At 71.8% G+C, this 15,068-nt stretch carries 14 protein-coding genes; 9 read left to right on the plus strand and 5 right to left on the minus strand.

The features are described from left to right. Positions 1-42: 42 nt before the first annotated feature. Positions 43-2,379, minus strand: coding sequence for an Ig-like domain-containing protein (locus tag QE359_RS08590; protein ID WP_309778852.1), 2,337 nt, complete (start codon positions 2,377-2,379; stop codon positions 43-45). Between the two features lie 238 nt (positions 2,380-2,617). Here QE359_RS08590 and QE359_RS08595 point away from each other — a divergent pair, with 238 nt between their 5' ends. Then, entirely contained in the window at positions 2,618-3,199 is a 582-nt protein-coding gene (locus tag QE359_RS08595) for a LemA family protein (protein WP_070416768.1), read from the plus strand. 22 nt (positions 3,200-3,221) lie between these two features. Beyond that, positions 3,222-4,121, plus strand: a complete 900-nt coding sequence (locus QE359_RS08600) for a M48 family metalloprotease (protein WP_309778853.1) — start codon at positions 3,222-3,224, stop codon at positions 4,119-4,121. Between the two features lie 72 nt (positions 4,122-4,193). On the opposite strand, the gene QE359_RS08605 is transcribed toward QE359_RS08600, so the two are convergent. Further along, on the minus strand, positions 4,194-5,453 hold the full coding sequence (locus QE359_RS08605) for a DNA glycosylase AlkZ-like family protein (RefSeq protein WP_309778854.1): 1,260 nt from the start codon (positions 5,451-5,453) through the stop codon (positions 4,194-4,196). A 94-nt stretch (positions 5,454-5,547) separates the two neighbouring features. Here QE359_RS08605 and QE359_RS08610 point away from each other — a divergent pair, with 94 nt between their 5' ends. Both QE359_RS08610 and ilvA read left to right on the plus strand, forming a co-directional pair. Next, positions 5,548-6,813, plus strand: a complete 1,266-nt coding sequence (locus tag QE359_RS08610; RefSeq protein ID WP_309778855.1) for an AI-2E family transporter — start codon at positions 5,548-5,550, stop codon at positions 6,811-6,813. A gap of 45 nt (positions 6,814-6,858) precedes the next feature. After that, positions 6,859-8,103 carry a threonine ammonia-lyase gene (ilvA, locus tag QE359_RS08615; protein WP_309778856.1) on the plus strand — a complete coding sequence of 415 codons (1,245 nt, stop codon included), beginning with the start codon at positions 6,859-6,861 and terminating at the stop codon, positions 8,101-8,103. Between the two features lie 83 nt (positions 8,104-8,186). On the opposite strand, the gene greA is transcribed toward ilvA, so the two are convergent. Continuing rightward, positions 8,187-8,675, minus strand: a complete 489-nt coding sequence (gene greA / locus QE359_RS08620) for a transcription elongation factor GreA (RefSeq protein ID WP_305740419.1) — start codon at positions 8,673-8,675, stop codon at positions 8,187-8,189. A gap of 67 nt (positions 8,676-8,742) precedes the next feature. Next, positions 8,743-9,234, minus strand: coding sequence for a DUF4307 domain-containing protein (locus QE359_RS08625; protein WP_175473661.1), 492 nt, complete (start codon positions 9,232-9,234; stop codon positions 8,743-8,745). A 33-nt stretch (positions 9,235-9,267) separates the two neighbouring features. On the opposite strand from QE359_RS08625, the gene mca reads away from it, so the two are divergent. Both mca and QE359_RS08635 read left to right on the plus strand, forming a co-directional pair. After that, positions 9,268-10,158, plus strand: coding sequence for a mycothiol conjugate amidase Mca (mca, locus tag QE359_RS08630; RefSeq protein WP_309778857.1), 891 nt, complete (start codon positions 9,268-9,270; stop codon positions 10,156-10,158). Then, positions 10,155-10,502 carry a hypothetical protein gene (locus tag QE359_RS08635; protein ID WP_309778858.1) on the plus strand — a complete coding sequence of 116 codons (348 nt, stop codon included), beginning with the start codon at positions 10,155-10,157 and terminating at the stop codon, positions 10,500-10,502. The genes mca and QE359_RS08635 overlap by 4 nt, the downstream gene beginning before the upstream one ends. Before the next feature lie 107 nt (positions 10,503-10,609). Here the strand turns inward: QE359_RS08635 and QE359_RS08640 are convergent, their stop codons facing one another. Then, positions 10,610-11,344 (minus strand): hemolysin III family protein, encoded by a 735-nt coding sequence (locus QE359_RS08640; RefSeq protein ID WP_309778859.1) that lies wholly within the window; start codon positions 11,342-11,344, stop codon positions 10,610-10,612. Between the two features lie 100 nt (positions 11,345-11,444). On the opposite strand from QE359_RS08640, the gene QE359_RS08645 reads away from it, so the two are divergent. From QE359_RS08645 to QE359_RS08655, 3 genes are all read left to right on the plus strand, one after another. Then, positions 11,445-12,230 carry an isoprenyl transferase gene (locus QE359_RS08645; RefSeq protein WP_309778860.1) on the plus strand — a complete coding sequence of 262 codons (786 nt, stop codon included), beginning with the start codon at positions 11,445-11,447 and terminating at the stop codon, positions 12,228-12,230. 86 nt (positions 12,231-12,316) lie between these two features. Beyond that, the gene (locus tag QE359_RS08650) at positions 12,317-13,426 is read left to right on the plus strand and encodes an aminotransferase class V-fold PLP-dependent enzyme (RefSeq protein WP_309778861.1); all 1,110 of its coding nucleotides are present in this window, start codon (positions 12,317-12,319) and stop codon (positions 13,424-13,426) included. A 188-nt stretch (positions 13,427-13,614) separates the two neighbouring features. Then, a complete protein-coding gene (locus QE359_RS08655) occupies positions 13,615-14,976 on the plus strand; it encodes a PhoH family protein (protein WP_175473660.1) in 1,362 nt (453 codons plus the stop codon). The last annotated feature ends 92 nt before the right edge of the window (positions 14,977-15,068 follow it).

The following is a 15,068-nucleotide window of genomic DNA, read 5'->3' on the forward strand; positions in this document are numbered from 1 at the left end:
AGCCTCCGCGGCAGCTCGATCCGGGCCCTGACGGTGCCACGCTCAGGCGCGCTGGTCGACCCGGGCCACCCGCTGCCAGCACCAGACGGCGACGGCTCCCGCGGCGCAGACCGCAGCGACGACCACCAGCGCGACGGGGGAGACGTGCGTCCCGGCGGACCCGGAGTACACGGCGGCGGCCAACGCGACGGCGACCGCGGCGATGGCTGCGTAGCGACCACGGGACCGCGCGAGCAGGGACTGCCCGGCGGACCCGGCCACCGGCAGCAGCGTCACGACGACGGCGCCGAGGCCGCCGACGCACAGGGTGATCGCGAACTCGGACACGAACGACACCCAGAAGCCGGACCCCGGCGTGACGGAGTGCAGGACCCAACCGGCCGCCGCCACGACGAGCAGCGCGATCGACCGCCAGGTGGCGCTGCGGGTGCCGGCAGCGATCGAGGAGCCGAGCCGGAGCGCCCGGGTGTCGAGGTCCGGTCGGCCGATCGGCACGAGGACGGCACCCACGATCACGGCGGGTGAGAGCTCGAAGGTCCGGGTGACGCCGCACGCCACGAGCGCGGCGAGCACCAGCCAGGGGGAGACCCGGAACCCGATGGTGCTGCGGTCGGTGCCGGCTGCCCAGCGGGTGGCGAGGACGATCGTCGTCGTCAGGACGGCCGCGCCGAGCAGGACCGCGATCGCCAGGCGGACGTAGCGGGCCTCGAGGGAGATGCCGACGCCGAGGAGCGTGCACAGCCCGACGACCAGCACCGCGACGGTGATCGAGGCCCAGGTCGGGAGCACGTCCTCGCCGCGGCGTCGCTCGTCGCGGGGGCGGTTGCGACCGAGGAGTCCGGCGAACGGCGAACGGATCCGGCCCCGGGCGACGCCGGCGACGAGTGCGAGCGGACCCGCGATGAGCACGAGGAACCCGGCGGCGACGGCCGTGGCGACGAGGACGGTGCGCCACGAGAACGCCGCCTGGATGGTCGGCACGGTGGTGTCGTACGCGGTGGAGGCGGTCCAGTCGCCGGCGGGGCCGGACCAGTCCAGCCCGCGGCCGTGCCCGCCCGTGGTGCTGCCGGACCCGCTGCCGCTACCGGCACCGGTGCTGCCGCCGACGCCTCCATCGGAACCGGAACCGGAACCCGGACCGGTGCCGGGGCCGGAGGAGCCGCCGGTCGCGGTGCCGTGGCCGGTCGGGCCCGTCGCCGTGCCGGTGCTGCCCGTCCCGGCCGGGGTCCCGGACGGCGAGCCGCTGCCGGTCGACCCGTCACCCGGCGCGCCCGGTGCCGCGGACGCACGGGAGACGACGATCCGGACGGCCGTCGAGGTCGGCGAGAAGTTGCCGGCGGCGTCGTGCTGCGTCGCCGTCACCGCCCGGGTGCCGGCGCCCAGCGTCGAGCCGGCCGTGGTGCAGGACCACCGGCCGGAGGCGGGCACCTCGGTCCGGCACACGGGCGCACGGTCGACGTACACGGTGAGCACGGCGCCTGCCTCGCCCGTCCCGCTGACGGTCAGGGGCTGGACGCGCACGCGGTCGCCGGACCCGGGCGCGGTGATGCGCGGTGCCGTCGGTGCGGTCCGGTCGAGCGTCACGGTCACCGGGGTCGACGCGGCGCTCCGCAGGTCGGACCGGTACCCGTCGGCCGTGCTCGCGGTCTGCGTGGCGGTGACGGAGAGCCGTGCGTCGCCGCCCGGGGTGCCGCCGCGGAGGGACACCGTCCACCGGCCGTCGGCACCGACCGTGGCGGTCCGGTCCACCGACGACCCAGACACCGAGAGCGTGACGGTCGATCCGGCGTGCCCGGTGCCGGTCACCGGACCGTTCGTGGGCCGTGCGGTGGTGACGACCGGCGGGACGATGACGTCGGACGCCGGGGTGCGCGCCGAGCCGAGCCCGGGGAAGCTCTGGTCCGCCACGGTGAAGACCTGCTGCGGTCCGCTCCGGACGGTCGCGAGGCAGGACCAGGCACCGTCGTCGTGGACGGTCGCGGTGCACCCGGTCGACGCCGGACCGGTGACCCGCAGGGCGTGCCCGGGGGTGCCCCCGCCGCTGAAGCGCACGGTCCCGCTGGTGATGTCGCCGGGGTCGTCGATCGACGGGCGCACCGGGGGCCGGCTCGGCGACGTGGTCGGGGGTGCCGGGGTCAGGTGGTCCTGGGGCGCTGGCGTGGGGGTGGGTGTCGTGCCCGGATCGGGGTCCGCCCCAGCGGCAGCAGCGGAGGACGTCACGGCTGCGGACGTGACGGCGGTGGCCGGTGCCACGGCGAGGGCGAGCAGGCCCACGACGAGGGCGGCCCCCGCGGCGACGGCCAGCGTGATCCGGGTTCGGCGAACGGGGCCGTCGCCCCCGACAGCCCGGTCGTCCACGTTCTCCCCGCGCGCGTTCATCCGAGTCCATCCCACGTGATCGAGCCGCTCGGGTCAATACGTCGATCGGATGATGTCCGTGGACCGGGCGACACGCCGAGCAGCCCGAGCGCGCGGTGTGTGCGACTCGGGAATCGCCCGTGAACCGGCGTCGTGGACGAGAGGGCACCCCACTGGTCGATACAATCATCCTCGGCCGTGACGCCGGCCCGACGGCCCCGTCACACCGCGATCCCGACGCGCAAAGGAGTACGCCCTCATGGACACCGGACTCATCACGACGCTGATCGTCGTCGGGGTGGTGGTGGTCCTCCTCGTCGTCGTGGGGATCTACCTGTGGGTCACGTACAACTCGCTCGTCACGCTGAAGGTCCGCGTCGACGAGGCGTGGAGTGACATCTCCGTGCAGCTCAAGCGCCGCGCCGACCTCATCCCGACGATCGTCGAGACGGTGAAGGGCTACGCCACGCACGAGAAGTCCGTGTTCGAGGCCGTGACGAAGGCCCGCGCCGAGACGCTCAGCGCCGGGGACGCCTCGAGCGCCTCCACGGCAGAGGGGCACATGCAGAAGGCGCTGAAGAGCGTGTTCGCGGTGGCTGAGGGGTACCCGCAGCTGCAGTCCAGCCAGAACTTCCTGCAGCTGCAGTCCGAACTCGTCGACACCGAGGACAAGATCCAGTCCGCCCGTCGCTTCTACAACGGGGGCGTCCGCGAGCTGAACACCAAGATCCGGGTCTTCCCGAACTCGTCGTTCGCGAAGAGCCGTGGCTTCACCGAGGCGTCGTTCTTCGAGACCGCCGAGCCCGCGGCGATCGCCGAACCGCCGCGCGTCCAGTTCTGACCCGCCCGGCGACGGCTGCGACGTGTACAGCGCGATCGCGCGGAACAAGCGCAACACGGTCCTCATCGTCCTGGTCTTCCTGCTGATCATCGGGGCGCTCGGGTTCCTCGGCGGTTACCTCGCCGGCAACGTGTCGATCGGTGTGATCGTCCTCGTGGTCGCCCTCGGGTACGCGCTCGTGCAGTACTTCGCCGCGGGTCGCCAGGCCACGGCGATCGCGGGCGGCATCGAGATCGACCGGAACACCGAGCCACGACTCTGGCGCACGGTCGAGAACCTCGCGATCGCCACCGGGATGCCGATGCCGCGCGTCTTCGTGATCGAGGACCCGTCGCCGAACGCCTTCGCCACCGGCCGTGACCCCGACCACGCGATCGTCGCCGCGACGACCGGGTTGCTGGCGATCATGGACGACCAGGAGCTCCAGGGCGTCATGGCCCACGAGCTCGGGCACGTCCGGAACTACGACATCCGCGTCTCCACGATGGTGTTCGGGCTCGTGGTCGCGGTCGGTCTCATCGCCGACGTGCTCCTCCGCATCTCGATCTTCAGCGGGCTCGCCGGCGGTCGGAACCGGAACAACGACAACGGTGGCAACAACCCGATCCTGCTCATCGCCGGACTCGTGGCGGTCATCGTGGCACCGATCGCCGCGGCGGGCGTGCAGGCCGCGGTGTCACGGCAGCGGGAGTACCTGGCGGACGCGACCGGCGCGATGGCCACCCGCCACCCCGAGGGGCTCGCCCGTGCGCTCGGGAAGCTCGGCGCGTACGGCCGGCCGATGCAGACGCAGAACTCGTCGATGGCGCACCTCTGGATCGCCGACCCGATGCGGCCCGGCCTGATGGACCGGCTGTTCTCCACGCACCCGCCGCTGCCGGACCGGATCGCGCGGTTGCGCGGGAGTCTCGACCGGTTCTGACCCGACGGCGGGTGCCGGCGACCGGGGCGGCCCAGGAGGCGCGGGTCGGCCTCGCCCCGTACCACCGGCCCGTCAGACGGCCGGTTCCAGCGTCACGCTCGCGTCCGCGTCGTCGGCCGCGACGTGCGGCACCAGCCGCACGCCGAGCGCCCCTGCGACAGCAGCCGCGGCGGTTCCGCGATCGGTGACCTCGACCCCGTCGAGCCCCTGCCACGCTGCCGTCCGTCGGAGGGTCTCGGCGAGCCGCCCGGCATCGAGCCGCTCGCCCGGTTCTTCCCACGCCGTCCGCACGCGCAGGACCCCGCGCTGCCGGTCGCTCTTGAGGTCGACCCGCCCGACGAGCCTGTCGTCCTGCAGGACGGGCAGGACGTAGTAGCCGAAGACCCGCTTCGGTGCCGGCGTGTAGATCTCGATCCGGTAGTGGAACCCGTACATCCGCTCGGCCCGCCGCCGGAACCACACGACCGGGTCGAACGGACTGAGCACGGCGTCGGCCGTCACGTGCCGCGGGACCCGGGCGTCGGCGTGCATCCAGGCGCGCTCGCCCCAGGAGTCGACCCGCACCGGCACGAGCTCCCCGGCGGCGACGAGTTCGGCGATCGCCGCGGCGGTGTCGTCGGAACGGAGCCGGTAGTAGTCGGCGATGTCCGCGCGGGTGCCGACGCCGAGCGCCCGGGTGGCTCGACGGACCAGTTCGAGGACGGCCGCCGGGCGTGACGGCGCGTGGTCGAGCGTGCCGGCAGGCAGGACCTGCTCGGGGAGCGCGTAGACCCGCTCGAAGCCGGACCGTCCGGCGCTCACGACGTCGCCCCAGCGGAACATCTGCTCGAGCCCGAGCTTCACGTCGCTCCAGCCCCACCACGGCCCGCGGCGGACGTTCGACTCGTGCTCGACCGCGCTCGCCGGCATCGGCCCCTCGGCCGCGAGCAGCGCCCGGAGCTCGCGCCGGACCCCCTCGGTCCGCCGGACCCCGTCGACCCGGTTCGGCCACGAGTCTCGCTCGCGCAGCGCGTCCATCCGCCACCGGAAGAGGGGGAGGTCGGTGCGGTCGACGAAGGCGGCCTCGTGCGCCCAGTACTCGGCGTAGGGACCGCGCTTCGACATCGTCAGACGGTCGAGCGTGGACCGGTCGTAGGCGCCGAGCCGGGCGAAGAGGGGCAGGTAGTGGCTGCGCTCGAAGACGTTCACGGAGTCGATCTGCAGCAGGCCGAGGCGCGCGAACCCCGCGTTCAGCGCCCGGGTCGACACGGCGTCGGCAGGTGGCTGGCCGAAGCCCTGGGCAGCCAGTGCGACGCGGCGGGCCTCGGCAGCGGAGAGCGTGGTCCTGACCATGTCCGAAGGCTACCGATCGCCGCCGACACCCCGGGTCCGGTGACGTATGCCGTATCTGGTACCTGTCGGGCCGCACATCGGTACACTCGCGGTCATGGCATGGGGCAGAACGCAGCAACCGACGCATCCGGACCCCGTGGTCGAGGAGTCCGTCCCGACCGGCATGCGGATCGCCGGCGCGTGGTCGTGGCGGATCCTGGTCGTCATCGGGGTGATCGCGGTCTTCATCTGGCTGATGACGATCTTCAGCCAGATCCTCATCCCGTTCCTCGTCGGCATCGTCGTCTCGGCGTTGCTCGTGCCGATCTCGAACTGGATGCAGCGCCACCACGTGCCGAAGTGGCTCGCGGTCGTCATCAGCCTGCTCGGCGGACTCGCGGCGATCGGCGCGCTGGTGTGGCTCGTCGTCGACCAGATCATCGCGTCCTACCCCTCGCTCCGTGACCGCACGGTCGACCAGTACGCGAACATCAAGGACCTCGTCCTGAACTCCGGACTCGGCATCACGCAGAGCGACGTCAACGGCTGGCTCGACGACGGCACGAAGTGGCTGCAGGACAACAGCGCCTCGATCCTCTCCGGGGTCGCGAGCGCCGGCTCCGGTGCCACGCACGTGTTCGAGGCGCTCTTCATCATCCTGTTCACCACGATCTTCCTGCTCATCGACGGCAAGAACGTGTGGCGGTGGGCCGTGCGGCTCTTCCCGAAGAAGGCCCGTGCGACCGTCGACGGCGCCGGTGTCGCGGGGTGGATCACCCTGACGAGCTTCATCCGCGTCCAGATCTTCGTCGCGTTCGTGGACGCCGTCGGCATCGGGCTCGGCGCCTTCATCGTCGGGCTGTTCTTCGGCGGCATGCCGCTGGTGATCCCGATCGCGGCGTTCGTCTTCCTCGGTGCCTTCATCCCCGTCGTCGGTGCGATCGTGACCGGGTTCCTGGCCGTCTTCGTCGCACTCATCTTCAACGGCCCGCTCGCGGCCGTCCTCGTCCTCGCGGTCGTGCTGCTCGTGCAGCAGATCGAGGGACACATCCTCCAGCCGCTCGTCATGGGCAACGCGGTGAAGGTCCACCCGCTCGCGGTGGTCCTCGGCGTCACGGCGGCCTCCGGGCTCGCGGGCATCGCCGGTGCCTTCTTCGCGGTGCCGCTGATCGCCACCGTGAACACCATGGTGATGACGATCGCGAGCGGCCGTTGGCGCGGTCTCGACTCGGAGCACGTGCTCGAGGCCACCCCGAAGCGCGGCCAGCACGGGCAGCTCCAGCTCCGGCGGGGCCGCCGCCACAAGATCGGCGACCCGGTGCCCGCACCCGGCAGCAAGCCGGAGCCGACGGCGGCTGAGGGCACTGCCAGCACCAACTGACGTCACGGGTTCGTCAGGAGTGCCGCGAGCGACGATGATGGACCCGTGACCGACACCACCACGCCGCTGATCCCCACGCTCGACGACATCGAGAAGGCACGTGTGACGATCGCCGGGGTCGCCCGTGTCACCCCGATGGAGACCTCGCAGTTCCTCGCCGAGGTCCTCGGGTCGCCGGTGCACCTCAAGTGCGAGAACCTGCAGCGCACCGGTGCGTACAAGGTCCGCGGTGCGTACAACCGCCTGTCGACCCTCACCCCGGAGCAGCGGGCTGCGGGCGTCGTCGCCGCCAGCGCCGGCAACCACGCGCAGGGGGTCGCCCTCGCCGCGCGCGAGCTCGGCATCCCCGCGACGATCTTCACACCGGTCGGCGTCGCCCTGCCGAAGCTCCAGGCCACGCGGCACTACGGCGCCGAGGTCGTCCTGCGCGGGCACTCGGTGGAAGAGGCACTGAGCGCGGCCAAGGACTTCGCGACACGGACCGGAGCGGTCTTCATCCCGCCGTTCGACCACCCCGCGGTCATCGCCGGCCAGGGCACGCTCGGGCTCGAGATCCTCGACCAGGTGCCCGACGCCGACACGGTCATCGTGCCGATCGGCGGCGGCGGCGTCATCGCCGGCATCGCCCTCGCCGTCAAGGGCATCGCCGAGCGCTTCGGACGCACCATCCGGGTCATCGGGGTGCAGGCCGAGAACGCCGCCGCCTACCCGAGCTCGCTCGAGGCCGGCGAACCCGTCACCGTCAGCACGAAGCCGACGATCGCGGACGGCATCGCCGTGGCGCGACCCGGCGACATGAACTTCCCGATCATCCGCGACCTCGTCGACGACATCGTCACAGTGTCCGACGACGACGTCGCCCGGTCGCTCCTGGTGCTGCTCGAACGCGCCAAGCTCGTCGTCGAGCCCGCCGGGGCCGTCGGTGTCGCCGCGATCATGTCGGGTGCCGTCCGCGACACCGGTCGCACCGTCGTCCTGCTCAGCGGCGGCAACATCGACCCGCTCATGATGGAGCGCGTGATCACCCGCGGCCTCGTCGCGGCGTCGCGCTACATCGGCATCCGCATCATGCTGCCGGACCGCCCCGGTCAGCTCGCCCGCGTCTCGCAGGTCATCTCGGACGCCGGCGCGAACGTCGTCGAGGTGCTCCACACCCGGCACGGCCAGGGGCTCGTCATCAACGAGGTCGCCCTCGACCTGTCGATCGAGGCACGGGGCCCGGAGCACGCGCAGGAGGTCATCCACCGCCTGCGCGAGGTGGGCTTCCAGCCGGAACTGCTGGAGCCCTGAGACGGGCGCTGAACCGAGCCGGAGACGGACAGGAGGCGCGGTGCCAGCCGGCACCGCGCCTCCTGTCCGTCAACGGCTCGCGTCTACGGCTCGTAGCGCTCGACCTTCGTCACCTCGACGGCGATCTCCTTGCCGTTGGGTGCGGTGTACGTGGTCTTCTCGCCGGCGCGAAGGCCGACGATGGCCGCGCCGACCGGGCTGACCGGGCTGTAGACGGTGAGGTCCGAGCCCTCGCCGACGATCTCGCGGTTACCGACCAGGAAGGTCGACTCGTCGCCGGCGATGACGGCGGTGACCACGGTGCCGGGTTCGACGGTGCCGTCGAAGTCCGCCTCGCCGACGGTGGCGTGCTTGAGGAGCTCGGTGAGCTGACGGATGCGGGCCTCGATCTTGCCCTGCTCGTCCTTGGCGGCGTGGTAGCCGCCGTTCTCCTTGAGGTCGCCCTCTTCACGCGCCGCCTCGATGCGGTCCGCGATCTCCTTGCGGCCTTCGCCGGAGAGCTGCGCGAGCTCGGCCGAGAGACGGTCGTGCGCTTCCTGGGTCAGCCACGTGACCTGGGTGTCGTTGCTCATGGTGGTTCCCTTCAGCAAAGAACAAGACCGGCCGGTGTGGCCGGTCTTGTCCGCGAATCACAGCAGTCTAGGGAACCCAGCAGTCGTGGATCAAGCCGGTCACGCCCCGTGACACGGTGTTCACAGGGGTGCTGATGCTGCGCACGCGCTGATCCGACGCCGGCACCCGGATCTCGCGCCAGCCGACGATCGTGTACGACTTGTCGAGGACCTGGACGGCGCACTTCGCGACCGTGCCCGGGTCGACGGAGATCTGCGTGTGCACGACCACCTGGTGGTCGGAGACGACCTGGTACCCGACGTCGTCGGTGTCGAGGCCGTGGCTGGTCTGCCCGGGACCGGCCCAGACCACCCAGACGATGAACACCAGGGCGACGGCCGCGGCGGCGACGATCCCGATCAGCCGCGTGCGACGAGCGCGTCCGGGGGTGCGGCCGTAGCGGTCGTCCAGCGTCGCGGTGGTGCTGGCGGACGGCTGAGGTGCCGGTTGGTGCTGCGGTTCGGACAGTTCGGGGCTCCCGGGGTGATTATCCTGATCCCAGGGTAGTTCACGTGACACTGTGTGCTGCCACGCGATCAGTGAGGAAGACCAGTGCCGTACCGCTTGATGGCCGTCCACGCCCATCCCGACGACGAGTCGAGCAAGGGAGCGGCGACCGCGGCGAAGTACGCGGCCGAGGGCAACGAGGTCCTCGTGGTCTCCTGCACGGGCGGTGAGGCGGGGGACATCCTCAACGACCAGCTCGGCGAGCCCGCCACGAGCCGGGCGGACCGCGACATGGCCGGGTACCGCCGCACCGAGATGGCCGCGGCCCAGGCGGCGCTCGGCATCGACCACCTGTGGCTCGGGTACCACGACTCCGGCCTGCCCGACGCCGACAAGGGCGAGACGGTCCGCCCCGGCACCTTCTCGACGGTGCCGCTCGAGTACTCGACCGAGACCCTCGTGCGGGTCATCCGGCGCTTCCGCCCGCACGTGCTCGTCACCTACGACGAGAACGGCGGCTACCCGCACCCGGACCACATCCGGACGCACGAGGTCTCGGTGGCCGCCTGGCGCGACGCCGCGGACCCCGAGAAGTACCCCGATGCCGGGCCCGCGTGGTCCGTCGCGAAGCTCTACTACGAGCGCACCATGAACCCCCGGCGCTTCCGGACGGTCTTCGAGGCCCTGCAGGAACGCGACCCGGACAGCCCGGCGGTCGAGCAGCTGCGCGAGTGGGTCGAACGGTTCGCCGACCGCCCCGACCTCGCCACGACCCACGTCGACGTGCACGAGTACTTCGACGCGCGTGACGCGGCGCTCCGGGCCCACGCGAGCCAGGTGCCGCCGGACAGCGCCTTCTTCTACTGGCCGAACGACCTCCTCGCGACGGTGTGGCCGACCGAGGACTACCAGCTCGTCGAGGCCCGCGTGCCGACCGAGCTCCCCGAGTCCGACCTGTTCGCGGGGATCCCTGCCGACAAGGACACCACTGCGTGAGCACCCTCCACGCGGCACTCGCCGCGACCCCCAGCCCGAGCCCGACCTCGAGCGTCCCGGACGTCGACGTGACGCCCGGCGTCGCGGGCTTCATCGCGATCGCGGTCGTGGCCATCGTGACGATCCTGCTCGTGATCGACATGACCCGGCGCATCCGGCGGACGCGCTACCGGGCGGAGATCCGGGAGCGGCTCGAGGCCGAGGCGAACGGCACCGCGGGTGGCGAGCGTGACGGCATCGACCGTGACGGCATCGATCGCGACGGCGTCGCGACGGACGAGCCGGAGCGGCGTGCGGCCGAGGGCGGCCGGGCCGACGTCGGGGACGACACCGAGCGCGGCTGACGCCACGGGCGCGGCTGACGCGATCGGCGCGGTGGACCCGCGTGTGTACGGGACGGGAGGCACGGTGCGGGCCCGACCCGCGCCTCCCGTCCGACGAACCGTCGCGGTCAGCGCACCGGGTCCAGCGCCACGATGAGGACACCCGCCCACTGGGCGGCGAACGCGACGACCGTGAGGGCGTGGAAGACCTCGTGGAAGCCGAACACCGTCGGCGACGGGTTCGGCCGCTTGAAGCCGTACACGAGCGCACCGAGGATGTAGGCCACGCCGCCGGAGAGCACGAGGACCGTCATCGGGACGCTCGCGGCGAAGAACTGCGGCAGCAACCCGAGCGCCGCGCAGCCGAGCACGAGGTAGATCGGCACGTAGAGCCACCGGGGCGCCCCGATCCAGAGGACCCGGAAGGCGATGCCGAGCGCCGCGCCGGACCACATCACCCAGAGCACCACGACCATCAGGGTGTGCGGCAGAGCGCAGATCGCCACGGGTGTGTAGGTGCCGGCGATGAGCAGCAGGATGTTCGTGTGGTCGATGCGCTTGAGCACCGCCTTGACCGTCGGGCCCCAGGGGAACCGGTGGTAGGTCGCCGAGACGCCGAACATCGCGAGCGACGTCGCCATGAACACGGCGCTGCCCACCTTCGCCGCGGGTGAGCCCGCGAGGACGATGAGCACGATGCCCATCGCGGTGGCGAACGGGAAGGCTCCGAGGTGGATCCAACCGCGCCACGCGGGTCGGGCTTCGGACGCGCTGGCGGTCGTCCGTGCGGCGGTCGCGGTGCTCGCGGCCTCGTCGGTGAAGGGGACGTGGGGGAGGGTCCCGGTGTCGTGCTCGGCCTGCATGGTCCGACCGTAGGGGCCGATGCCGAACGAACGCCGAACACGGGTGGACGGGCCTGGGGAACGCGGCTCGCTCCGAGGCGCCGTGCACTATGTTCGTTCCGTGACCGGCAGGGTGGGATGGGCAGGACGAGGGATCCTCTACCGCGCCTACCAGAGCCGGATCCGCCGGCAGATCGACGGCTCGGCGATGCCGAAGCACGTCGCCATGATCGTGGACGGCAACCGTCGCTGGGCGAAGCAGCTCGGCCTCGAGTCCGCCGCGCACGGGCACCGCGCGGGCGCCGCGAAGATCCCGGAGTTCCTCACGTGGTGCGACGAACTCGGCATCGAGGTCGTGACGCTCTACCTGCTGTCGTCCGACAACCTCAAGGGGCGTGGCGGCGACGAGCTCGAGCAGCTCGTCGGCATCATCGCCGACCTCGCGGGGACCCTGGCCGACCACCGGGACTGGCGGGTCCAGCACGTCGGCTCGAACGAGGGCCTGCCCGAACCCCTCGTCGCCGCGCTCTCCGCCGCCGAGCAACGCACGGCGGAGCACACCGGGCTGCACGTGAACCTCGCGGTCGGTTACGGCGGCCGGCGGGAGATCGCGGACGCCATGCGCAGCATCGTGCAGGCGCACGGCGAGGGCGGCGGCACGCTCGACACCCTGGCCGAGGTCCTCACGCCCGAGCTCATCGGCGACCACCTCTACACCCAGGGGCAGCCGGACCCCGACCTGGTCATCCGGACGTCGGGCGAGCAGCGGTTGTCGGACTTCATGCTGTGGCAGAGCGCGCACAGCGAGTTCTACTTCGTCGAGGCGCTCTACCCGGACCTGCGCGAGGTCGACTTCCTGCGCGCCGTCCGCGACTTCGGGTTGCGGTCCCGCCGCTACGGCGGCTGACGACCGCCGTTCCCCGCACTGCGGCGGCTGTCGGCCGTTCATCCCAGTAGACTCACAGGGTTTTCGTCCCACGGAAGGTTGCCCCTGTGAACATCGCCGAGTATGCCTCAGGCTTCGCCGAGGAGCCCGGCTACCTCGACCACGCCGCGTTCGGTCCCGTCCAGACCGCGGTCCTCGAGGAGCAGCGCGTGCTCGGGACGATCCAGGAGCACCTGCGCTTCGGCGCCATGGAGACGCTCGACGAGCAGGACGCCCGGGTCCGCACCGTCGCCGCACGGCTCGTCGGCCGGCGCGAGGACCAGGTCGTCTCGCAGACCGCCACGACGCCCGGGCTCCTGCACACCGCGTTCGGGCTCACCGGCGGCGTGCTCGTCTCCGCCGACGAGTACCCCTCGCTGCCGCTGGCCCTCGCGAGTGCTGCCTCGGCCACGGGCGGTCGCGTGCAGCCCGTCGTGATCGAGTCCGGCGCCGGGTGGATGACGCCGTCGCTCATCGAGTCGCGCCTGTCCGATGACGTCACCGCGGTCGCCGTCTCGCTCGTCGACTGGCAGACCGGCTACCTCGCCGACCTCGCCGCCATCCGTGAGGTCATCGGCGACCGCCTCCTCATCGTCGACGCCATCCAGGGCTTCGGCGTGGTCGACGCCCCGTACGAGCTCGCCGACGTCGTCGCGACCGGCGGCCAGAAGTGGTTGCACGCCGGGTGGGGGACCGGGTTCACCGCGTTCAGCGACCGTGCCCTGAACCGCCTCCGGCCCGCACTGTCCGGCCCGCACGGCACGACCGGGTGGCCGACCGAGGTCCCGTCGGTCCGTCCGGGTGCCGCCGGCTTCCAGATGACCCGCACCGACCCGGTGTCGCAGGCGCGCCTGGCGGTGTCGCTCGACCGGCTCACGGCCGTCGGCGTCGCCGCCGTGCAGGAGCGGGTCACCGACCGGGTCGAGCGGGTGTTCGACATCGCCGACGAGTTCGGCCTCTCCGTCGAGTCCAGCCGCGATCCACGGGAGCGCGCCGGGATCGTGGTGCTCCGACCGCCGCAGGGACGGCTCACCGCGCTGTCCGCGGCGTTCCACAACCACGGCGTGACGGTCACGACGCGGCTCGGGGTCGCGCGGGTGTCGGTGTTCGCGTCCACCACGGACGAGACGCTCGACATGTTCCGCGACGCCTGCCTGTCGTACGCCACGATGCAGTAGCGGCCGCGTTGTTCACGTGACCGTAACTCGGGGAACCGCGTGTCGCTGGTGCCGTGTCGGGGGTCGGACGTAGCTTGTCCCCATCGGGCACCGCGCCCGATCGAAGCGGCCACAGTCGGTGCTTCGCAGACCCGCTCCACGGCCGCGTTCGAGGACATGGACCGGGCCGAGCGCGGCCCGGGGATGGAGTGGTCGTGACCTCTCAGAACGTCTCTCGCGGAACACAGCAGCAGCACACCGCGGACTCGTCCACATCGGTCGCCCAGCGCACGTACGTGCTCGACACCTCGGTGCTCCTCAGCGATCCGCGGGCACTGTTCCGCTTCGCGGAGCACGCGGTGGTCCTGCCCGTCGTGGTCGTCAGCGAACTGGAGTCCAAGCGCAACGACCCGGAGATCGGGTACTTCGCCCGGCAGGCACTCCGACTCCTCGACGAGCTCCGGATCGAGCACGAGCGGCTCGACTTCCCGATCGCGATCGGCGACGGCGGCTCGTTCCGGGTCGAGCTGAACCACTCGAACCAGTCCGTCCTCCCGTCCGGGCTGCAGCTCGGCGACAACGACTCGCGGATCCTCGCGGTCGCCTCGAACCTCAAGAACGACGGACTCGACGTGGTCGTCGTGTCGAAGGACCTGCCGCTGCGCGTGAAGGCGTCCTCGATCGGCATGGCGGCCGAGGAGTACCGCGCCGAGCTCGCGGTCGACTCCGGGTACACGGGCATCGCCGACCTGCAGGTGTCCGGCGAGCAGATGTCCGACCTCTACGAGAAGGAGGAGATCCGCTCGTCGCAGCTCGACGGCGTCCCGGTCAACACCGGCGTCGTCATCCACTCCGAGCGCGGCTCGGCCCTCGGCCGGGTGCACACCGCCGGCGCGGTGGCGCTGGTGCGTGGCGACCGCGAGGTCTTCGGCCTCCGCGGGCGCTCCGCCGAACAGCGGCTCGCGATCGACGCGCTGCTCGACCCGGAGATCGGCATCGTCTCCCTCGGCGGCAGCGCCGGCACGGGCAAGTCGGCGCTCGCGCTCTGCGCCGGTCTCGAGGCCGTCCTCGAACGACAGCAGCACAAGAAGATCATGGTGTTCCGCCCGCTCTACGCCGTGGGCGGCCAGGAGCTCGGGTACCTGCCGGGCGACGCGTCCGAGAAGATGAACCCGTGGGCACAGGCGGTGTACGACACGCTCGGCGCCCTGGTCTCCGACAACGTCCTCGACGAGGTCGTCGAGCGGGGCATGCTCGAGGTGCTCCCGCTGACGCACATCCGCGGGCGCTCCCTGCACGACGCGTTCGTGATCGTGGACGAGGCGCAGTCCCTCGAGCGGAACGTGCTGCTCACGATGCTGTCCCGCATCGGGCAGAACTCGCGGGTGGTCCTCACGCACGACGTGGCGCAGCGCGACAACCTGCGGGTCGGTCGGCACGACGGGGTCGCCTCGGTGATCGAGCGGCTCAAGGGACACCCGCTGTTCGCGCACGTGACGCTGACGCGCTCGGAGCGGTCCGCGATCGCGGCGCTGGTGACGGAGATGCTCGACTCGCCCGACCTGGTCTAGCGGCGGCGCGCGGCACGCGCCGGCCGAGACTCGGCCCAGCGGACAGTTTCGCGGCATCTCGGCCAGGAAACTGTCCGCGGACGCGAGTCTCG

The organism is Curtobacterium sp. SORGH_AS_0776, from assembly GCF_031453355.1.
Lineage (GTDB): Bacteria > Actinomycetota > Actinomycetes > Actinomycetales > Microbacteriaceae > Curtobacterium.